Here is a 20,186-nt window from a genome sequence, read left to right on the forward strand (position 1 = left end):
TATGTTTATGCGTGGAATGGGAAATATGCAAGGTATGATGAAAAAGATGCAAAAGATGCAAAAAGAAATGATGGAAGCTCAAGAGGCTTTAAATGCTGAGCAATTTGAAGGTACTGCTGGTGGCGGTATGGTTAAAGTAGCTGTAACAGGTCAACGTGAAGTAGTTGAAGTGAATCTTGATGCCTCGGTAGTAGATCCAGACGACATCGAAATGCTACAGGATTTAATCGTTGTTGCAACAAATGAAGCACTTAAAAAAGTAGATGAAAAAACAAATGCAACAATGGGCAAATTCACACAAGGCATGAACCTTCCGTTCTAGGAGGTAAAAACATGTACTACCCAGAACCCATATCTAAACTAATCGATAGTTTTATGAAATTGCCAGGGATCGGGCCGAAAACCGCGGCTCGACTGGCGTTTTTTGTGTTAACAATGAAGGAAGAAGACGTACTTGCCTTCTCGAAGGCTTTAATTGATGCAAAGCGTAATTTAAGCTACTGTTCTGTCTGTGGCAATATTACCGATGTAGATCCATGCCATATTTGTACAGACAAACAACGGGATGCTTCTGTTATTTGTGTTGTACAAGATACAAAAGATGTTATTGCGATGGAAAAAATGCGTGATTACAACGGTATGTATCATGTACTGCAAGGAGCCATTTCGCCGATGGATGGGATTGGCCCAGAGGATATCAATGTAGCTTCACTTTTAGTACGCTTGCAAGATGAAACGGTACAAGAGCTTATTTTAGCAACGAACTCTACTATTGAAGGCGAAGCGACAGCTATGTATATATCACGTCTAGTGAAACCATCTGGCATCCGTACAACACGTATTGCACATGGACTACCTGTGGGTGGAGATTTAGAATATGCTGATGAAGTAACTTTATCGAAGGCAATGGAAGGCCGTCGAGAGTTATGAGTGAGGGATTGAGATGTTCTTCCGCAATAAAGGAAAGCTAAAAAAGGAATTTGATGAAAAGCTTGTAGATCTTATTAAAGAAACGAAAGAAGATTTACAACAAACGAAAATAATTGAAGAACTATTAGATGATTATGATCTAGAAATAATTGCACAACGAAAAGCAGCGGAGAGTATTCATTATTATCTGTTCAAAGAAGCGAGAATTCGACGAGTGTTAATTAAAAAATAGTTGTTAGAGTTATAGAAGCGATACAGAAATCATACACTTACATAATTATTATTGAAGGGGGCAAGTTTATGCCGTGGATTGTAATAGTTAGTATTAGTGTACCTGTAGTGCTTCTATTTCTTTATATAGTAGGAAAGCACATTAAGTTAGGAAAAGTATTAGAAGGTTTATCGGTTTTTTGGTTTCGATTCGCTTTTGCCTTTTTACTCCTATTCATTATTCATTTAGCTGTTGGCTATAGTGGCTACAATGTACCAATCAATCTATTTTCAGTTATTACAATTGCGGTGTTAGGCATTCCTGGGGTGCTAGGAATAACTTTTTTAATCTATTTTTTATAAATGGCTTGCAAACTGAAAATATTGTGGTATAGTAATAAGAGTCGTTAAGATAACTGTTGAAAACAACTTCATAAAACAATTTTTATTTCAAAAAAGTTGTTGACATCGAGAAGCGCGATGTGATATGATATAAAAGTTGCTGAAACAAAGCGGCGATAACATGAACCTTGAAAACTGAACAAGCAAAACGTAATCAATAACGTTTTTAGTAACGAACTTCGGTTAGTGAACAAAACAAAATTTTGGACATCAAAATTGATGCCAGCAAAACAATTTGAGCTAATCAAATTTCTTTTATGGAGAGTTTGATCCTGGCTCAGGACGAACGCTGGCGGCGTGCCTAATACATGCAAGTCGAGCGAATGATGAGGAAGCTTGCTTCCTCTGATTTAGCGGCGGACGGGTGAGTAACACGTGGGCAACCTACCTTATAGTTTGGGATAACTCCGGGAAACCGGGGCTAATACCAAATAATCTCTTTTACTTCATGGTGAAAGACTAAAAGACGGTTTCGGCTGTCGCTATAGGATGGGCCCGCGGCGCATTAGCTAGTTGGTGAGGTAACGGCTCACCAAGGCAACGATGCGTAGCCGACCTGAGAGGGTGATCGGCCACACTGGGACTGAGACACGGCCCAGACTCCTACGGGAGGCAGCAGTAGGGAATCTTCCACAATGGGCGAAAGCCTGATGGAGCAACGCCGCGTGAGTGAAGAAGGATTTCGGTTCGTAAAACTCTGTTGTAAGGGAAGAACAAGTACAGTAGTAACTGGCTGTACCTTGACGGTACCTTATTAGAAAGCCACGGCTAACTACGTGCCAGCAGCCGCGGTAATACGTAGGTGGCAAGCGTTGTCCGGAATTATTGGGCGTAAAGCGCGCGCAGGTGGTTTCTTAAGTCTGATGTGAAAGCCCACGGCTCAACCGTGGAGGGTCATTGGAAACTGGGAGACTTGAGTGCAGAAGAGGATAGTGGAATTCCAAGTGTAGCGGTGAAATGCGTAGAGATTTGGAGGAACACCAGTGGCGAAGGCGACTATCTGGTCTGTAACTGACACTGAGGCGCGAAAGCGTGGGGAGCAAACAGGATTAGATACCCTGGTAGTCCACGCCGTAAACGATGAGTGCTAAGTGTTAGGGGGTTTCCGCCCCTTAGTGCTGCAGCTAACGCATTAAGCACTCCGCCTGGGGAGTACGGTCGCAAGACTGAAACTCAAAGGAATTGACGGGGGCCCGCACAAGCGGTGGAGCATGTGGTTTAATTCGAAGCAACGCGAAGAACCTTACCAGGTCTTGACATCCCATTGACCACTGTAGAGATACAGTTTTCCCTTCGGGGACAACGGTGACAGGTGGTGCATGGTTGTCGTCAGCTCGTGTCGTGAGATGTTGGGTTAAGTCCCGCAACGAGCGCAACCCTTGATCTTAGTTGCCATCATTTAGTTGGGCACTCTAAGGTGACTGCCGGTGACAAACCGGAGGAAGGTGGGGATGACGTCAAATCATCATGCCCCTTATGACCTGGGCTACACACGTGCTACAATGGACGATACAAACGGTTGCCAACTCGCGAGAGGGAGCTAATCCGATAAAGTCGTTCTCAGTTCGGATTGTAGGCTGCAACTCGCCTACATGAAGCCGGAATCGCTAGTAATCGCGGATCAGCATGCCGCGGTGAATACGTTCCCGGGCCTTGTACACACCGCCCGTCACACCACGAGAGTTTGTAACACCCGAAGTCGGTGAGGTAACCTTTTGGAGCCAGCCGCCGAAGGTGGGATAGATGATTGGGGTGAAGTCGTAACAAGGTAGCCGTATCGGAAGGTGCGGCTGGATCACCTCCTTTCTAAGGATATTTTCGGAATACAAACCTTGGGTTTGTAAGATTACGTTTTGCGTTCAGTTTTGAAGGTTCATTCTTCTGAATGAATAACTTCAAAACTTGTTCTTTGAAAACTGGATAAAACGACATTGAAATAGTAACAAACACATTTATTTTTTAAGTTTTTTATAGGCTTAATAACTTGGTTAAGTTATTAAGGGCGCACGGCGAATGCCTTGGCACTAGGAGCCGAAGAAGGACGGCACTAACACCGATATGCTTCGGGGAGCTGTAAGTGAGCTTTGATCCGGAGATTTCCGAATGGGGGAACCCACTACGTTTAATCGCGTAGTATCTTGACGTGAATACATAGCGTCTTGAAGGCAGACCCAGGGAACTGAAACATCTAAGTACCTGGAGGAAGAGAAAGAAAAATCGATTCCCTGAGTAGCGGCGAGCGAAACGGGAAGAGCCCAAACCAAGAGGCTTGCCTCTTGGGGTTGTAGGACACTCAATACGGAGTTACAAAAGAATGAGTTAGATGAAGCGACTTGGAAAGGTCCGCCAGAGCAGGTAAAAGCCCTGTAGTCGAAAGTTCATTCCCTCCTGAGTGGATCCTGAGTACGGCGGAACACGTGAAATTCCGTCGGAATCTGGGAGGACCATCTCCCAAGGCTAAATACTACCTAGTGACCGATAGTGAACCAGTACCGTGAGGGAAAGGTGAAAAGCACCCCGGAAGGGGAGTGAAAGAGATCCTGAAACCGTGTGCCTACAAGTAGTTAGAGCCCGTTAATGGGTGATAGCGTGCCTTTTGTAGAATGAACCGGCGAGTTACGATTACGTGCGAGGTTAAGTTTTAGAAGACGGAGCCGCAGCGAAAGCGAGTCTGAATAGGGCGAATTAGTACGTGGTCGTAGACCCGAAACCAGGTGATCTACCCATGTCCAGGGTGAAGGTAAGGTAACACTTACTGGAGGCCCGAACCCACGCACGTTGAAAAGTGCGGGGATGAGGTGTGGGTAGCGGAGAAATTCCAATCGAACCTGGAGATAGCTGGTTCTCTCCGAAATAGCTTTAGGGCTAGCCTCGTGATGAGAATACTGGAGGTAGAGCACTGTTTGGACTAGGGGGCCATCCCGGTTTACCGAATTCAGACAAACTCCGAATGCCAGATATTTATACACGGGAGTCAGACTGCGAGTGATAAGATCCGTAGTCAAAAGGGAAACAGCCCAGACCACCAGCTAAGGTCCCAAAGTAATCGTTAAGTGGAAAAGGATGTGGCGTTGCATAGACAACCAGGATGTTGGCTTAGAAGCAGCCATCATTTAAAGAGTGCGTAATAGCTCACTGGTCGAGTGACGCTGCGCCGAAAATGTATCGGGGCTAAACGATTCACCGAAGCTGTGGATTGACATCTACGATGTCAGTGGTAGGAGAGCGTTCTAAGTGCGTTGAAGTCAGACCGGAAGGACTGGTGGAGCGCTTAGAAGTGAGAATGCCGGTATGAGTAGCGAAAGACGGGTGAGAATCCCGTCCACCGTATGACTAAGGTTTCCTGAGGAAGGCTCGTCCGCTCAGGGTTAGTCGGGACCTAAGCCGAGGCCGATAGGCGTAGGCGATGGACAACAGGTTGATATTCCTGTACCACCTCCTCACCGTTTGAGAAATGGGGGGACGCAGTAGGATAGGGTAAGCGCGCCGTTGGTTGTGCGCGTCCAAGCAGTAAGGCGTGTGTGTAGGCAAATCCGCACACTGTAACGTTGAGCTGTGATGGCGAGTCCTTTAAGGACGAAGTTCCTGATTTCACACTGCCAAGAAAAGCCTCTATCGAGGTGAGAGGTGCCCGTACCGCAAACCGACACAGGTAGTCGAGGAGAGAATCCTAAGGTGTGCGAGAGAACTCTCGTTAAGGAACTCGGCAAAATGACCCCGTAACTTCGGGAGAAGGGGTGCTCTTGAGCGTGCAAGCGCATGAGAGCCGCAGTGAATAGGCCCAGGCGACTGTTTAGCAAAAACACAGGTCTCTGCAAAACCGTAAGGTGACGTATAGGGGCTGACGCCTGCCCGGTGCTGGAAGGTTAAGAGGAGTGGTTAGCGCAAGCGAAGCTGCGAATTGAAGCCCCAGTAAACGGCGGCCGTAACTATAACGGTCCTAAGGTAGCGAAATTCCTTGTCGGGTAAGTTCCGACCCGCACGAAAGGCGTAACGATCTGGGCACTGTCTCAACGAGAGACTCGGTGAAATTATAGTACCTGTGAAGATGCAGGTTACCCGCGACAGGACGGAAAGACCCCGTGGAGCTTTACTGTAGCCTGATATTGAATTTTGGTACAACTTGTACAGGATAGGTAGGAGCCAGAGATCTCGGAGCGCCAGCTTCGAAGGAGGCGTCGGTGGGATACTACCCTGGTTGTATTGAAATTCTAACCCATGCCCCTTAGCGGGGCAGGAGACAGTGTCAGGCGGACAGTTTGACTGGGGCGGTCGCCTCCTAAAAGGTAACGGAGGCGCCCAAAGGTTCCCTCAGAATGGTTGGAAATCATTCGTAGAGTGTAAAGGCACAAGGGAGCTTGACTGCGAGACCTACAAGTCGAGCAGGGTCGAAAGACGGGCTTAGTGATCCGGTGGTTCCGCATGGAAGGGCCATCGCTCAACGGATAAAAGCTACCCCGGGGATAACAGGCTTATCTCCCCCAAGAGTCCACATCGACGGGGAGGTTTGGCACCTCGATGTCGGCTCATCGCATCCTGGGGCTGTAGTCGGTCCCAAGGGTTGGGCTGTTCGCCCATTAAAGCGGTACGCGAGCTGGGTTCAGAACGTCGTGAGACAGTTCGGTCCCTATCCGTCGTGGGCGTAGGAAATTTGAGAGGAGCTGTCCTTAGTACGAGAGGACCGGGATGGACACACCGCTGGTGTACCAGTTGTCTTGCCAAAGGCATCGCTGGGTAGCTATGTGTGGACGGGATAAGTGCTGAAAGCATCTAAGCATGAAGCCCCCCTCAAGATGAGATTTCCCATTACGCAAGTAAGTAAGATCCCTCAAAGACGATGAGGTAGATAGGTTCGAGGTGGAAGTGTGGTGACACATGGAGCTGACGAATACTAATCGATCGAGGACTTAACCAAAATGTTTGAAACATTCAATGCACCGTTTATCCAGTTTTGAAAGAACAACATCTTTCTAAAAGAGGGTTTCAAGATACGAGTAGTTCAAGGAAGCAATTGAGAGAAGGAAGGAGCGTACCTAAGTACGTGACTGACTGAACGAATGAAGCTGACAAAGAAAGACGACGTATATTGAAAGCCAACAATAGTCTAGTGATGATGGCAAAGAGGTCACACCCGTTCCCATACCGAACACGGAAGTTAAGCTCTTTAGCGCCGATGGTAGTTGGGGGCTTCCCCCTGTGAGAGTAGGACGTCGCTAGGCACATGTGAAAAGATCAAAGAGAAATCTTTGATCTTTTTTTTGTTTTAAATAATAAATAACCTACATTTAAATCAAGAAATGGATGAGGAGAGTTTGCTATTAACGAAGTTTGAAAAGTAGATTATTGGCATAAGCTAAAGAGAGAAATTAGTAGAAAGCTATGCGATACAATACTTGAGTGAAATAGAATCATTACCCTTGGAATGGCAAAAGTATAAGTCAATGCTACATTTAAAGAAACATATGCCGACAATGGTATCTACTTTGTATATTGAACTATCTTACCTATTTTGTAGGATAGCTTTTTTATCCTGCGGGAATCCCGTATAATTAAAGGACAATATAACGGAAATGGGTGTCTAGTTTTGCAAAAGAAAAAGCCAATTGTGGAAGGATTAGAGCGTTTTCGACAACAACAAAATGTTTCTTTTCACGTGCCAGGTCATAAGCATGGAGAATTGTCACACTTACCTCAAGCTTTTAAAGATGTAATGCGTTATGATGTGACCGAATTAACAGGTCTGGATGATTTACATAATCCAGAGACAATGATTTTAGAGGCAGAACATTTACTAGCTGATACATATGGAGCTATGAAGAGTTTCTTTTTAGTAGGAGGCACGACTGTTGGGAATTTAGCAATGATTTATGCCACATGTAAAAAAGGTGATCGAGTACTTGTCCAACGTAATGCCCACAAATCTATTTTTCATGCGATTGAGCTGATTGGAGCAAAGCCTGTATATGTTTCACCGTTTTGGGATGAGCAAACATTAACAGCCACGCATATTTCCTTTGAACATCTTAAAGAAGCAGTAGATAATTATCCAGAGGCAAAGGCAGTTGTTTTAACGTACCCAACTTATTACGGTATGGTTTCTAAAGAAATACAACAACAGATTGCATATTGTCACGAAAAAAGGATACCAGTCTTGGTAGATGAAGCACATGGAGCGCATTTTAGCGCTTGTGCACTATTTCAGCCCTCTGCATTAACATACGGGGCAGATGTTGTTGTACAGTCAGCTCATAAAACATTGCCTGCCATGACCATGGCAGCGTTTATGCATGTTAACTCAGAATTAGTTGATGTTGATAAAATTAATCACTATTTACGTATGCTACAATCTAGCAGTCCGTCTTATTTATTGTTAGCATCATTAGACGATGCACGCTATTATGTACAGACATATATGGAGAGTGATGGTGCATATATAATAGAGAAAAAAAATCAGTGGGTTGAAGCATTACGTGCCATTGGCTCGCTTCAAGTCATTGAAGTAGATGATCCTCTAAAGCTATTGCTTCGTGTGGATGGTTATAGTGGCTTTCAATTACAAGAGGCATTAGAAACGAAACGGGTTTATTCAGAGCTAGCCGACGCTCATCAAGTATTACTCATATTACCACTCTTGAAGCACGGACATATCTATCCATTTGCCGAAATACGTGTGCGTATTAAAGATGCCGTGACCGTGTTATTATCGACGGAAAAAACGGATATACTTACCGCTACGCAAACGGCTTATAATTTTATAGCGATATCCGAGCCTATCCACACGTTTGAAGAAATCGCTCATATAGATAAGGAATGGCTTCCATATATGCGAGCAATGGGGCGAATTGCTGCAAGTATGATTATACCTTACCCTCCCGGTATTCCATTACTAGTGCCAGGAGAAAAAATTACAGTGGCAAAGCTGAGTCAGCTTGAAGAGTTGTTAGCAACAGGTGCAACTTTCCAAGGTAATCATCGTTTAGAAGAAAAAATGATTGAGGTCATTAAATAGTTGGAGGCAATAACAGCATGAATTGCAATTTATTTATAACATTTGAAGGTCCAGAAGGTGCAGGGAAAACAACAGTTATTCAAAAGATTGCCGAGCGATTGGCACTAGAAAATATAGATGTATTAGCGACGAGAGAGCCAGGTGGCATTGAGATTTCTGAAAAAATTCGTACCATTATTTTAAACACAGCACATACAGCGATGGACGAACGTACGGAAGCGTTATTATATGCTGCAGCAAGAAGTCAGCATTATTTTGAAAAAGTTCGACCAGCATTGGATGCTGGCAAGTTGGTTATATGCGATCGCTTTATCGATTCTTCATTAGCTTATCAAGGATATGCACGTGGTATAGGTGTAGAAGAAGTACTATCTATTAATGAATTTGCCATCGGGAAGAAATTACCGGATATGACAATTTTATTTGATCTTGCACCAGCGGTTGGTTTAGCACGTATACATGCACATGGAGAGCGAGAAGTGAATCGTTTAGACGTTGAAAGCTTGGCTTTCCATGAAAAGGTTCGTGAAGGGTATTTACAATTAGTCGAACGTTACCCTGAACGTATATATGTAGTCAATGCAGACCAAAATATTGAGCGTGTTGTTGAAGATGTATGGTCATTGTTGTCTGAGGCAATGCAGTAAAAGTGTGAAGTTGTCTACCGTATTGTGATATAATGGTAACATCTAATTAAGTTTTATTAGATGTTACTAAAACAAAATTAACATGAAACAATTTTAAAACCGATTAAGGTTAATTTTATAAAAGGGGTGAGTGCGAATGAAGTTAGTCGTAGCTGTGGTGCAAGATCAGGATAGTAGCCGCTTATCGAATGCTTTAACGAAAAATCAGTTTCGCGCAACAAAGTTAGCGAGTACAGGAGGCTTTTTACGCTCTGGTAATACGACGTTTCTTATAGGAACGGAAGACTCCCTCATACCTAAAGTTTTAGATATAATCCGTGATAATTGTCGAGCACGAGAACAAATGGTTGCACCTGTTTCGCCATTAGGCGGTAACGCAGATTCTTATATACCTTATCCTGTGGAGGTAGAGGTAGGGGGCGCTACGGTATTTGTTTTACCAATTGAACAATTTCACCATTTTTAATTTTACTAAGTAATGTATTTAACATATACCGAGCGCGTCACAAAAGTTTTAATTCAAGATGCGAGAATTTCTATGATAAATTCAGTAAAGATAAAGGGCGAGTTCGTGCTAAAGCGAATTTGAGAAGACAGTAAGTGGGGGCGAGTACAGCTTGAAAATCAATCAAGATCTACGTGTTGGGTTAAATACTAATCGCAAAGAGCCACTACAAAATAATAATCAAAATAACCGATTTGGTGATATGGTCGTCAAACAAGGTTCTAAACTGCAGACTGAACAGCTCACACGTTTATTAGGAGATATTTCCACTGCTGGAGATCGCGTTGCAAGATCCCGCAATTTACGTGAACTTGCTCGATTCAAAATGCTTGTAAAGCGTTTCTTACAAGAAACTGTAGAACATGGTATGGAATTAAAACAATCACATACTTGGAATCGCTTTGGTGAAGGAAGGCGTTTAAAAATAATCGAAACGATCGATACGCGCCTTGTGGAGCTTGCACAGGACCTTTTAGATGAAGAAAAAGAAGCAATAGACCTTCTCGATAAAATCGGTGAGATTAAAGGCTTATTAATTAATTTATATATGTAAAACCCGTGTCTTTTCACTTGTAGGCGCGGGCTTTTTTCAAATATATTCAGCAAGAATCCCACAGGGGTTAAATGATTTTATAAAATTATACGCATTTACAGTTGCAGGACGAAACCTAGCCACCAACGGGGTGTAAAGAATCTTGAAAATAGCTAGAGATAGTTAGTTTAAAGGTACTTTATCGAACGAGAGATTAATGTTGTGTGTCTGACTGCGAGAAACTAGTTTGACGGCAGGCACAATGGCTAACCGTAATACCACGTAAAATAGTATTACTAAAATGGCCAACAATGTGTTGACTTTAACACATTTAAAATTTCTGACATATTGCTTATCCTTGCAACAATGAAGTGATAACAAAGCGTCAGTAGCACATGGAATTTGTACCGACAGCATAGCGACAGGTACAATTACGCCAAGGCGTAGTTGATAGAGGAAGGAATTTAATGACAATGGCCAAGAATGTTGAAGAGCTATTCACACTACAACCAGTCGTAATGAAACAGCTTCAAACTATTTTTGACAAAAATAGATTAGCCCATGCATATATTTTTGATGGTGAAAAAGGGACAGGAAAAGTTGATATCATGCAATTTTTTGTCAAATTAATGCTATGTGAGCACCCACATCAAAATGTTCCATGTGAAACATGTCGAAATTGCAGACGTGTTGATTCGGGAAATCACCCTAATATTCATCAAATTTATCCGGATGGTCAATTTATTAAGATTGATCAAGTCAGAGAACTGATTGCAGAAATGAAGATGGTGGGTGTTGAGGAAGGGCGTAAAATCTACGTACTTCATCATGCAGACCGTCTCAACATTGCTTCTGCTAACATGATATTAAAGTTTTTAGAGGAACCAGATGGAGAAGTGACAGCTATTTTATTGACAGAGCAAATGCAGTCTATTTTACCCACAATACGCTCGCGCTGTCAGCATATAAAATTTCAAAAAATGCCGCGCCAAGTATTGCTAAAGCATTTGCAGGAAAACAATATTCCTCACTCGATGGCTTCTACAGTGAGCATGATGACAAACGAGCTCGAAACAGCTATTTTTTTAGCAAATGATGAGCAGTTTGCACATGCTCGAAAAACAGTGTTAAAATTAGTAGAGGCAATCCGTCAAAATGTACATGAAGCGATGCTCGTTGTACACGAAGAATGGTTGCCACTGTTTAAGGAAAAAAGCGAGATGGAGCAAGCATTGGATTTACTACTATTTGCTTACCGTGATATAGTGTCAATAAAAGCTAATCCCGAAGCAGCTTGTACTTATCCAGACATGTTACAGTCCTTTAAAGAAACTGCGTTACATTCGACTTACGAACGCCTGTCTAGTCAAATGGAGTCCATTTTACAGGCTCGCGCATCTTTACAGCGTAACATGAATAGGACGTTAATGATGGAGCAGCTAATGCTAAATCTGCAGGAGGGATATACATTTGTATAATGTAGTGGGAGTCCGCTTTAAAAAAGCGGGTAAAATATATTATTTTGATCCAGCATCATTTCTACTAGAAGACAGCCAATATGTCATAGTAGAGACAGCTCGCGGTGTAGAATACGGGAAAGTAGTTGTTCCTCAAAAAGTAGTGGGAGATAATGATGTTGTCTTACCACTTAAACAAGTACTACGGCCAGCTGATGAACGTGACCGTATACAAGTTGAGGAAAATACAGCGGAGTCAAAGCGAGCATTTGAACTAGCAAGTACAAAAATCATCGAGCATAAATTAGAAATGAAGCTTGTTGATGTTGAATATACTTTTGATCGTAATAAAATCATCTTTTATTTCACAGCAGAGGGGCGTGTTGATTTCAGGGACCTTGTAAAAGATTTAGCCTCTGTTTTTAGAACGCGTATTGAGCTCCGCCAAATAGGTGTTCGTGATGAAGCAAAGCTATTGGGTGGTATTGGTCCTTGCGGTCGTATGCTATGCTGTTCAACATTTTTGGGTGATTTTGAGCCAGTTTCTATAAAAATGGCAAAAGATCAAAACCTATCTTTAAATCCTTCAAAAATATCGGGGCTTTGTGGTCGTTTAATGTGCTGTTTGAAGTACGAAAATGATGAATATGAAGAAGCTAAAGAAGGTATGCCGGACATTGGTGAAATAACAATGACACCAGATGGCCGTGGTAAAGTAGTAGGTTTAAATGTGCTGGAAAGACTCATTCAAGTATATTTACAAGAGCAAGAGCGTACAGCTGAGTATACATTAGAGGAACTACTAGCAGGCGAAAAAAATCTTATTTAAGATAGAGAATTAACGAGGTGGCTTGGGTGAAGGACCGTAATTTCTTAGATACCGTTATGGAGTTCGAACAACAGCTCGAAGCAATGCAGGAGCAATTTGGTGCATTGAAGCAATTTGTAGCGCTAATGATGGAAGAACATAAGGCACTCGAAACAGAAAATCATCACCTTCGTTCACGTCTAGAAGAACTGCTTTCGAAAGAAAACATCGTACAAGCTGCAGATGAGAAGAAAGCGAATCCATTAGATATAGGCGAGGGATATGATAACTTAGCACGTTTATACCAAGAAGGTTTCCATGTTTGTCATGTGCACTTTGGTAGTTCACGTAAAGGTGAAGATTGCCTGTTTTGTCTATCATTTTTAAATAAACAAAATGTGTAATGGAAGACTGATTCCCGCTTCGGTGGTATCAGTCTTTTGTTTTGTATAGTAGGAGGAAGGATTATGGAAAATTGGTTAAAGGATGATGAAAGGCTCGACTACTTATTGGCAGAGGATTTACGTATAATCCAGAGCCCTTCTGTTTTCTCTTTTTCATTGGATGCAGTACTACTTTCGAAATTTGTCAATGTACCATATCATAAAGGGAACATTGTTGATTTATGCTCGGGAAATGGCGTAATTCCACTATTTTTAAGTGCACGAACTAAGGGGCACATTACTGGAGTAGAACTACAGCCTCGTTTGTTTGATATGGCAGAGCGTAGTATTCAATACAATAAATTACAGAAACAAATTCAAATGGTGCTTGGTGATGTGAAGCAAATTCCATCGCAACTTGGTATTGAAAAATATGATGTTGTGACTTGTAACCCTCCATATTTCTTAGCACATGAAGCGAGCGATAAGAATCTAAGTGAGCATTATGCCATTGCACGTCATGAACTTCATTTAACACTAGAAGAAGCAGTGCAATCTGCAAGTAAATTATTAAAACAGGGTGGAAAAGCAGCATTTGTTCATCGTCCGGGTCGTTTACTTGATATGGTCACAGCTATGCGTGCAAACCGATTAGAGCCCAAACGTATGCAGCTTATTTATCCGAAAGAGGGTAAGGAGGCCAATACATTATTAATAGAAGGAATTAAAGATGGTAAACCAGATTTGAAAATTTTACCACCCGTTTGTGTATACAATGAAAATAATGAATATACAATTGAAGTGCATGAAATGCTTTATGGAAAAAAACAATAGACATTTTTTCTACGTACTAGAATGTGCGGATCAGTCGTATTATGCGGGCTATACAAATAATGTAGAAAAACGCGTTGCAACACATAATGCAGGTAAGGGTGCAAAATATACAAGAGCAAGAGGTCCAGTGAAATGTATTTATGTAGAAGCCTTTGAGACAAAACAAGAGGCAATGCGTGCCGAATATGCATTTAAGCAATTAACACGGACCCAAAAGATAAAGTATATAGGGAGGAATGAATCGTGAAATCTCAAAAAAGTACGATGCATGATCATGGTGGATGTTTATATCTAGTAGCGACACCCATTGGTAATTTAGAGGATATGAGTGTACGTGCACTACGTATCCTAAAGGAAGCATATGTTATTGCTGCGGAGGATACACGCAATACGAAAAAACTATGCAATTATTTTGAGATTGAAACATCGCTGGTGAGTTATCATGAACATAATATAAACGTGGGAGGGGAAAAGCTTTTAGGCTTCTTACGTGAAGGAAAAACAGTGGCATTAGTAAGTGATGCGGGATTACCTTGTATTTCTGACCCAGGTGCAGATATTGTGGAAAAAGCAATTGAAGAAGGTTTTGCAGTTGTGCCTGTACCAGGAGCAAATGCCGCAATATCAGCATTAATTGCTTCAGGTTTAACACCGCAACCCTTTTTCTTTTATGGCTTTTTAAACCGTGGCAAAAAAGAACGCCGACAGCAATTGGAGGAGTTAAAAAAACGCCAAGAAACTATTTTATTTTATGAGGCACCTCATCGAATAAAGGAAACATTAAAGGATATGGAACTCATCCTCGGGAATCGTCGTATTGTACTAGCACGGGAGCTAACAAAGAAATTCGAGGAATTTCTACGTGGTACATTAACAGAAGCGGTAGCATGGTCTCAATCTGAAGAAATCAGAGGAGAATTTTGTATTGTTCTTGAAGGAAATAGCAATGCAGAAGAAGAAATTACAGAAGAAGTATATTGGGAAAAAATGACAGTTGTTGAACATGTCGATTATGTGATAGCTGAATCGGGTGTGACTTCAAAAGAAGCAATAAAAGAAGTAGCGAAATTACGTCAAGTTGCTAAACGTGAAATTTATAACGAATACCATAGCGAGTAATATGGAATGAGTTGTCTCAAATGAGGCAACTTTTTTTAGTTTAAAGAAATTCTTCTTCAATCGTACATTATATGATTGCACTTTTATATAAAATGGATAAACTCTAAATTGATAATAATTGTAAAAAGGAGTAATGTTAAGTAAGAGAAGTCTGACATGGACAATATAAGTCAATGTAGTTCTACTTAAGAATGATTAAAATTAGATTCACCTATATAAAAAAGAAGTTTTTAGCAAATAATAAAAAGAACACCTAAATCCCTGTTGTCGATTTAGGTGTATGAAAGAAACTATTTTTTTAAGTTGTTTTGGATTTCATTCATTAACATTTCTGCGCCTTCGGGACTTAAAATTAATTTGCCTCCAACTAGACGGAAGTTATCATCAGAAACTTCACCAGTAACAGCGCAAGTCATATTAGGCATATATTTCTTTAAGATGATTTTGTCATCATCCACATAGATTTCTAAAGCGTCTTTTTCAGCAATACCTAATGTACGGCGAAGTTCGATAGGAATTACAACACGACCTAATTCATCGACTTTACGAACGATTCCTGTTGATTTCATAATTTTTTTCCTCCTGAAAATAAAAGTTATATTGGCGTTTCGTCAAATTTCGACATTATTTCTTTGTCTGATAGTTATCATACCAAGTAATGCCATAAACGTCAATTAATTAATACAGCATTAATTTTTTAAATGTAAAAATTTCTGAGAAGAAAACAGATATTTTGGTTTTTTTAAAAGGTTTTTATTATAGATTTAAATTTATAGTAAAAAAGCTTCTTTAAAAATACATTATATGGATTAATATATTATTCGACAATTTTCGCATTCAATAAACTTTCATTGAAACGAATTTGGTACTTCGATAGAATAGATATTATACTGTGAAACAATGGAGGCAGTTCTCGTGAACGAACAAAACAAAACATTCTATATAACAACCCCGATTTACTATCCAAGTGGGAAATTTCATATCGGTACCGCGTATACGACAGTAGCTTCTGATACTATTGCACGCTACAAACGTTTACGCGGATATGATGTTCGATTTTTAACTGGGATGGACGAACATGGTCAAAAGATTCAAGAAAAAGCTGCTGAAGCGGGTAAACATCCTCAAGAATATGTTAATGAGATTGCCGATACTGCGAAAAAGCTTTGGTCTTTGATGGACATCTCATATGATGATTTCATCCAAACTACAGAGGAGCGTCATACGAAAGCTGTCGAAAAGATTTTCCAAAAGTTTTTGGATAATGGTGATATTTATAAAGGTGAATACGAAGGGTGGTACTGCACACCTTGTGAATCATTCTTTACGGAGACACAATTAGTAGAGGGCAACTGTCCAGACTGTGGACGTCCTGTTCACAAAGTAAAAGAAGAGTCGTATTTCTTTAATATGAAGAAATACGCAAATCGTCTATTAGCATACTATGAAGAAAACCCTGAATTCATTGAACCGGAATCTCGTGAAAATGAAATGATTAACAACTTTATTAAACCAGGACTTGAAGATTTATCTGTTTCAAGAACTTCATTTGATTGGGGCATTAAAGTACCAGGGGATCCTAAGCACGTTATTTATGTATGGGTGGATGCGTTAACTAACTATATTACATCTTTAGGTTATCTTTCAGAGGATGAAACATTATTCAACAAATACTGGCCAGCGGATGTACATGTTGTAGGGAAAGACATTGTGCGCTTCCATACGATCTATTGGCCAATTTTCTTAATGGCATTGGATTTGCCATTACCGAAAAAAGTGTTTGCACACGGTTTCATTATGATGAAGGATGGTAAAATGTCTAAATCAAAGGGTAACGTTGTCTATCCTGAAATGTTAATTGAACGTTATGGATTAGATGCTACCCGTTATTTCTTATTGCGCGAACTACCATTTGGCTCTGATGGTGTATTTTCACCAGAGTCATTTGTTGAGCGTACAAATTTCGACTTGGCTAATGACTTGGGTAATTTATTAAACCGAACAATTTCTATGATAAACAAATATTTTGACGGTATTATACCTGCAGAAAATCTACAACCGACAGAATTTGATAGGGCATTAAAAGAGCAAGCAGAATCTGTGCGTATTAAATATGAAGAAAGTATGGAAAAAATGCAATTTAGTGTCGTACTAGCAGACTTATGGACGCTCGTTTCACGTACCAATAAATATATTGACGAAACACAACCATGGGTATTAGCAAAAGATGACACAGGCAAGCCAAAATTAGGGGCCGTTATGCGTAATTTGGCAGAAAGCTTGCACCAAATTGCAGTCATGTTACAACCATTCATGACATCTACTCCGTTACGCATTATTGACCAGCTCGGTTTAGATGACAAATTCTTAGCATGGGAAACAATTGAAACATTCGGCAATACTATTCCAGCAAACATTAAAGTGGTAGATAAAGGTATTCCTATTTTCCCTCGTTTAGATAGTGAAATCGAAATTGCCTATATACGAGAGGAAATGCGTGGTTCTGTGAAAACCTCTCAAGACGAAGAACCAAAAGCAGAGCAAGTAGCTGAAGAGATTCCAGAAATTCCTGAAATTACTATTGATGATTTTATGAAAATAGATTTACGAGTAGCAACGATTACAGCGTGTGAATCTGTACCGAAAGCAGACAAATTATTAAAGCTCCAAGTAGACCTAGGATATGAGCAACGTCAAGTAGTTTCGGGAATTGCTAAGTTCTATTCTGCAGACGAGCTAATCGGTCAAAAAGTTATTGTGGTAACAAACTTAAAACCAGTTAAATTACGTGGTGAATTATCGCAAGGAATGATTTTAGCTGGTGAAAAAGATGGGATTTTAAAATTAGCAACAGTTGATTCAAAACTTGAAAATGGTGCAAAAGTAAAGTAAAAAAACAAGAAAGGCCTGCTGAATGGGAAAAAATTCAGCAGGCCTTTCCAATCAACATGTAAATTAGTTGTTTTGTTATTTTAAAATAATTTACAGACGTAATTTAATGAATTTTTATGGGTATATAGTAATATAAAGCTTGATGTTGAATAAGCGAATTGTCACAATGACGAATTCTTTGTAACGAATTTGTAATGTCTATGCAAAGTATGAAATAATATTTTTTAATAAAATCAGTGATAGGAGAATGACAATGTTCATCGATACACATGTACACTTGAATGCAGATCAGTATGAAGAAGATTTACAAGAGGTAATTAATAGAGCACTTGAAGCTAAGGTTGAGACAATGGTTGTGGTTGGTTTCGATCGTAAAACAATCGAGAAAACAATGGAACTGATTGAGCAACATGATTTTATTTATGGTGTTATTGGTTGGCATCCTGTTGACGCGGTCGATTGTACCGAAGAGGATTTGAAATGGATTGAAAATTTAGCAGCACATCCTAAAGTTGTTGGTATTGGTGAAACTGGGTTGGACTATTATTGGGATAAATCTCCAAAAGGGGTTCAACAAGCACTATTTCGTAAACAAATTCATTTAGCGCAAAAAGTAAAATTACCGATTGTAATCCATAATAGAGATGCTACAGGTGATGTTGTACAAATTTTACGTGAAGAAAATGCCGCATCTGTGGGAGGAGTTATGCACTGTTATAGTGGCAGTGTGGAAACTGCTCGTGCATGTATTGCTATGAATTTTATGATTAGTTTAGGGGGACCTGTGACCTTTAAAAATGCTCGTATGCCAAAGGAAGTCGCAACAGAGATACCTTTAGAGCATCTTATGATTGAAACAGATGCCCCGTATTTAGCTCCACATCCTTATCGTGGGAAGCGTAATGAGCCAGCATTAGTGCCTTTAGTTGCTGAAGAAATCGCTCGTTTAAAAGGGTTAACAATTGAGGATGTAGCGAAGGAAACTACAGCCAATGCAAAAAAAATTTTTGGGATTGACGTTTAACGAGTTGAGATGCCTCCAATACTGGATTTGTGGTGGGCTTAAAAAAACCCAGTCATTTTTTTTGAAATACATTTGGGTTGACAGTGTTAAATCTAGTCCGTATAATCCAACTTTGTATTAAGGAGGCGTTTTTTCATGTCAAATAATTCCATGAAAAACTTGTTCTTAGGATCATTGAGGAGTAAGCAAACAGTGATAAGAATTACTACACTTGTCCTGTTTGTAACTGTAATAGCATTCGTGCTTTTTCAAGGTACCAAAAAAACCGTAACGCTTGACGCTAACGGGGAAGCAATTGAAGCAGCAACACATGCCAAAACTGTAGAAGAATTTTTACAAAATCAAAACATAGATGTAGCAGCGCATGACAAAATATCACCCTCTCTGAACACCAAAATTGTTAACGGAATAGCAATTACATGGGAACAGGCAAAAGAAGTAACCATTTCAGTTGACGGAAATCAGTCAAAAGTTTGGACAACTGAAAAACTAGTGAAGAACATTTTGAAGGATGCCAATATCGAAGTATCAGAGCACGACACATTAGTTCAAGGTTTGGATACAGAAGTAGGAGCAGATAACAAAATCGAAATTCAAAAAGCGTTTCAGGTAGCGCTTGTCGATGGCTTAGAGAAAAGACAAGTTTGGTCCACTTCGACTACGGTCGCTAACTTTTTAAAACAACAGGGAGTTCAGTTAAATGAATTCGATCGTGTCGAGAATAACCTGGAGGACGTTATCACTCCAGAGAGTAAAATCGCAATAGTTCGCGTAGAAAAGGTTATCGATGTAGTGGAAGACTCTTTAGATTTCGCAGTTGAAAAGAAGCAGGACGCTTCTTTGCAAAAGGGAAAAGAAAAGGTGGTAACAGCGGGCGAGAAAGGTTCTATTTCTCGAACGTATGAAGTCGTGAAAGAAAATGGAAAGATTGTTACGAAAAATCTACAATCTGAAAAAGTAATAAAAGAGCCAACTAAGAAAGTAGTTTCAGTGGGTACAAAAACTGTTGTAGCGAGTGCAACGACTTTATCACGTGGTTCATCTGAGCCAGCTAGTGGGAAAGAATTTTATGTAACTGCAACAGCTTATACGCCTTATTGTAAAGGTTGTTCGGGAACATCGGCTACAGGCATTAATTTACGATCGGATTCTGGCTTGAAAGTAATTGCAGTAGATCCGTCTGTTATTAAGCTTGGCTCAAAAGTATGGGTTGAGGGCTATGGAACAGCGATTGCTGGGGATACTGGCGGCTCAATTAAGGGTAATAAGATCGATATACTAGTACAATCAGATACCCAAGCACGTAAGTGGGGACGTAAGAAAGTGCGTGTTAAAGTATTAAATTAAAAAATTTGTAAAATATATCAAAATGTTATTCACTTAGCATTGCTTTCCTGTATTGACTGGCAGGAAAGCTTTTTTACGTATATAACC

General features: G+C 40.5%; 18 protein-coding genes and 3 rRNA genes. 20 read left to right on the forward strand and 1 reads right to left on the reverse strand.

Annotated features, from left to right (window positions below):
• Positions 1 to 7 precede the first annotated feature (7 nt).
• The 17 genes from C9J31_RS00215 to rsmI all read left to right on the forward strand — a co-directional run bounded on the left by C9J31_RS00215 (position 8) and on the right by rsmI (position 14,836).
• Positions 8 to 322 (forward strand): YbaB/EbfC family nucleoid-associated protein, encoded by a 315-nt coding sequence (locus C9J31_RS00215; RefSeq protein ID WP_107926818.1) that lies wholly within the window; start codon positions 8 to 10, stop codon positions 320 to 322.
• A gap of 11 nt (positions 323 to 333) precedes the next feature.
• Entirely contained in the window at positions 334 to 930 is a 597-nt protein-coding gene (gene recR, locus C9J31_RS00220; protein WP_107926820.1) for a recombination mediator RecR, read from the forward strand.
• A gap of 13 nt (positions 931 to 943) precedes the next feature.
• Complete coding sequence (locus C9J31_RS00225) at positions 944 to 1,162, forward strand: YaaL family protein (protein WP_107951704.1); 219 nt, start codon at positions 944 to 946, stop codon at positions 1,160 to 1,162.
• 68 nt (positions 1,163 to 1,230) lie between these two features.
• Positions 1,231 to 1,503 (forward strand): pro-sigmaK processing inhibitor BofA family protein, encoded by a 273-nt coding sequence (locus tag C9J31_RS00230; protein ID WP_107951705.1) that lies wholly within the window; start codon positions 1,231 to 1,233, stop codon positions 1,501 to 1,503.
• Positions 1,504 to 1,796: 293 nt separating this feature from the next.
• Positions 1,797 to 3,348, forward strand: a 16S ribosomal RNA gene (locus tag C9J31_RS00235).
• Between the two features lie 180 nt (positions 3,349 to 3,528).
• Positions 3,529 to 6,457, forward strand: a 23S ribosomal RNA gene (locus C9J31_RS00240).
• Positions 6,458 to 6,645: 188 nt separating this feature from the next.
• Positions 6,646 to 6,761 (forward strand): 5S ribosomal RNA (gene rrf, locus C9J31_RS00245).
• Together the 16S, 23S and 5S rRNA genes form the textbook arrangement of a ribosomal RNA operon.
• Before the next feature lie 365 nt (positions 6,762 to 7,126).
• Positions 7,127 to 8,551: an aminotransferase class I/II-fold pyridoxal phosphate-dependent enzyme gene (locus tag C9J31_RS00250; RefSeq protein ID WP_107950823.1), complete on the forward strand. Its 1,425-nt coding sequence runs from the start codon at positions 7,127 to 7,129 to the stop codon at positions 8,549 to 8,551.
• Between the two features lie 17 nt (positions 8,552 to 8,568).
• Positions 8,569 to 9,198 (forward strand): dTMP kinase, encoded by a 630-nt coding sequence (gene tmk / locus C9J31_RS00255; RefSeq protein WP_107950825.1) that lies wholly within the window; start codon positions 8,569 to 8,571, stop codon positions 9,196 to 9,198.
• Between the two features lie 136 nt (positions 9,199 to 9,334).
• Complete coding sequence (locus C9J31_RS00260) at positions 9,335 to 9,664, forward strand: cyclic-di-AMP receptor (protein ID WP_010857007.1); 330 nt, start codon at positions 9,335 to 9,337, stop codon at positions 9,662 to 9,664.
• 151 nt (positions 9,665 to 9,815) lie between these two features.
• A complete protein-coding gene (locus C9J31_RS00265; RefSeq protein ID WP_054768425.1) occupies positions 9,816 to 10,256 on the forward strand; it encodes a YaaR family protein in 441 nt (146 codons plus the stop codon).
• Positions 10,257 to 10,708: 452 nt separating this feature from the next.
• Positions 10,709 to 11,713 (forward strand): DNA polymerase III subunit delta', encoded by a 1,005-nt coding sequence (gene holB, locus C9J31_RS00270; RefSeq protein ID WP_107950999.1) that lies wholly within the window; start codon positions 10,709 to 10,711, stop codon positions 11,711 to 11,713.
• Entirely contained in the window at positions 11,706 to 12,521 is an 816-nt protein-coding gene (locus tag C9J31_RS00275) for a PSP1 domain-containing protein (protein ID WP_107925840.1), read from the forward strand. Before holB ends, C9J31_RS00275 begins: the two co-directional genes overlap by 8 nt.
• 26 nt (positions 12,522 to 12,547) lie before the next feature.
• On the forward strand, positions 12,548 to 12,904 hold the full coding sequence (gene yabA, locus C9J31_RS00280) for a DNA replication initiation control protein YabA (protein ID WP_054768426.1): 357 nt from the start codon (positions 12,548 to 12,550) through the stop codon (positions 12,902 to 12,904).
• 63 nt (positions 12,905 to 12,967) lie between these two features.
• Positions 12,968 to 13,717 (forward strand): tRNA1(Val) (adenine(37)-N6)-methyltransferase, encoded by a 750-nt coding sequence (locus tag C9J31_RS00285; RefSeq protein WP_107950827.1) that lies wholly within the window; start codon positions 12,968 to 12,970, stop codon positions 13,715 to 13,717.
• On the forward strand, positions 13,701 to 13,964 hold the full coding sequence (locus C9J31_RS00290; protein ID WP_107925836.1) for a GIY-YIG nuclease family protein: 264 nt from the start codon (positions 13,701 to 13,703) through the stop codon (positions 13,962 to 13,964). Before C9J31_RS00285 ends, C9J31_RS00290 begins: the two co-directional genes overlap by 17 nt.
• The gene (rsmI, locus tag C9J31_RS00295; RefSeq protein WP_107950829.1) at positions 13,961 to 14,836 is read left to right on the forward strand and encodes a 16S rRNA (cytidine(1402)-2'-O)-methyltransferase; all 876 of its coding nucleotides are present in this window, start codon (positions 13,961 to 13,963) and stop codon (positions 14,834 to 14,836) included. Before C9J31_RS00290 ends, rsmI begins: the two co-directional genes overlap by 4 nt.
• A gap of 290 nt (positions 14,837 to 15,126) precedes the next feature.
• On the opposite strand, the gene C9J31_RS00300 is transcribed toward rsmI, so the two are convergent.
• Positions 15,127 to 15,405, reverse strand: a complete 279-nt coding sequence (locus C9J31_RS00300; RefSeq protein WP_010857015.1) for a transition state genes transcriptional regulator AbrB — start codon at positions 15,403 to 15,405, stop codon at positions 15,127 to 15,129.
• A gap of 331 nt (positions 15,406 to 15,736) precedes the next feature.
• On the opposite strand from C9J31_RS00300, the gene metG reads away from it, so the two are divergent.
• The 3 genes from metG to C9J31_RS00315 all read left to right on the forward strand — a co-directional run bounded on the left by metG (position 15,737) and on the right by C9J31_RS00315 (position 20,099).
• Complete coding sequence (metG, locus tag C9J31_RS00305) at positions 15,737 to 17,728, forward strand: methionine--tRNA ligase (RefSeq protein ID WP_420798441.1); 1,992 nt, start codon at positions 15,737 to 15,739, stop codon at positions 17,726 to 17,728.
• A gap of 253 nt (positions 17,729 to 17,981) precedes the next feature.
• On the forward strand, positions 17,982 to 18,752 hold the full coding sequence (locus C9J31_RS00310) for a TatD family hydrolase (RefSeq protein ID WP_107950833.1): 771 nt from the start codon (positions 17,982 to 17,984) through the stop codon (positions 18,750 to 18,752).
• Positions 18,753 to 18,887: 135 nt separating this feature from the next.
• Positions 18,888 to 20,099, forward strand: coding sequence for a resuscitation-promoting factor (locus tag C9J31_RS00315; protein WP_107925828.1), 1,212 nt, complete (start codon positions 18,888 to 18,890; stop codon positions 20,097 to 20,099).
• Positions 20,100 to 20,186: the final 87 nt, after the last annotated feature.

Origin of the sequence: Lysinibacillus parviboronicapiens, from assembly GCF_003049605.2 — a bacterium.
GTDB lineage: Bacteria > Bacillota > Bacilli > Bacillales_A > Planococcaceae > Lysinibacillus > Lysinibacillus parviboronicapiens.

Coding starts and splice junctions, on each gene's coding strand:
- C9J31_RS00230 (WP_107951705.1), top strand. CDS start 1,231: ATGCCGTGGATTGTAATAGTTAGTATTAGTGTACCTGTAGTGCTTCTA.
- C9J31_RS00315 (WP_107925828.1), top strand. CDS start 18,888: ATGTCAAATAATTCCATGAAAAACTTGTTCTTAGGATCATTGAGGAGT.
- recR (WP_107926820.1), top strand. CDS start 334: ATGTACTACCCAGAACCCATATCTAAACTAATCGATAGTTTTATGAAA.
- C9J31_RS00300 (WP_010857015.1), bottom strand. CDS start 15,405: ATGAAATCAACAGGAATCGTTCGTAAAGTCGATGAATTAGGTCGTGTT.
- C9J31_RS00310 (WP_107950833.1), top strand. CDS start 17,982: ATGTTCATCGATACACATGTACACTTGAATGCAGATCAGTATGAAGAA.
- C9J31_RS00285 (WP_107950827.1), top strand. CDS start 12,968: ATGGAAAATTGGTTAAAGGATGATGAAAGGCTCGACTACTTATTGGCA.
- C9J31_RS00215 (WP_107926818.1), top strand. CDS start 8: ATGCGTGGAATGGGAAATATGCAAGGTATGATGAAAAAGATGCAAAAG.
- holB (WP_107950999.1), top strand. CDS start 10,709: ATGGCCAAGAATGTTGAAGAGCTATTCACACTACAACCAGTCGTAATG.
- metG (WP_420798441.1), top strand. CDS start 15,737: ATGGAGGCAGTTCTCGTGAACGAACAAAACAAAACATTCTATATAACA.
- C9J31_RS00290 (WP_107925836.1), top strand. CDS start 13,701: ATGGAAAAAAACAATAGACATTTTTTCTACGTACTAGAATGTGCGGAT.
- C9J31_RS00260 (WP_010857007.1), top strand. CDS start 9,335: ATGAAGTTAGTCGTAGCTGTGGTGCAAGATCAGGATAGTAGCCGCTTA.
- tmk (WP_107950825.1), top strand. CDS start 8,569: ATGAATTGCAATTTATTTATAACATTTGAAGGTCCAGAAGGTGCAGGG.
- C9J31_RS00225 (WP_107951704.1), top strand. CDS start 944: ATGTTCTTCCGCAATAAAGGAAAGCTAAAAAAGGAATTTGATGAAAAG.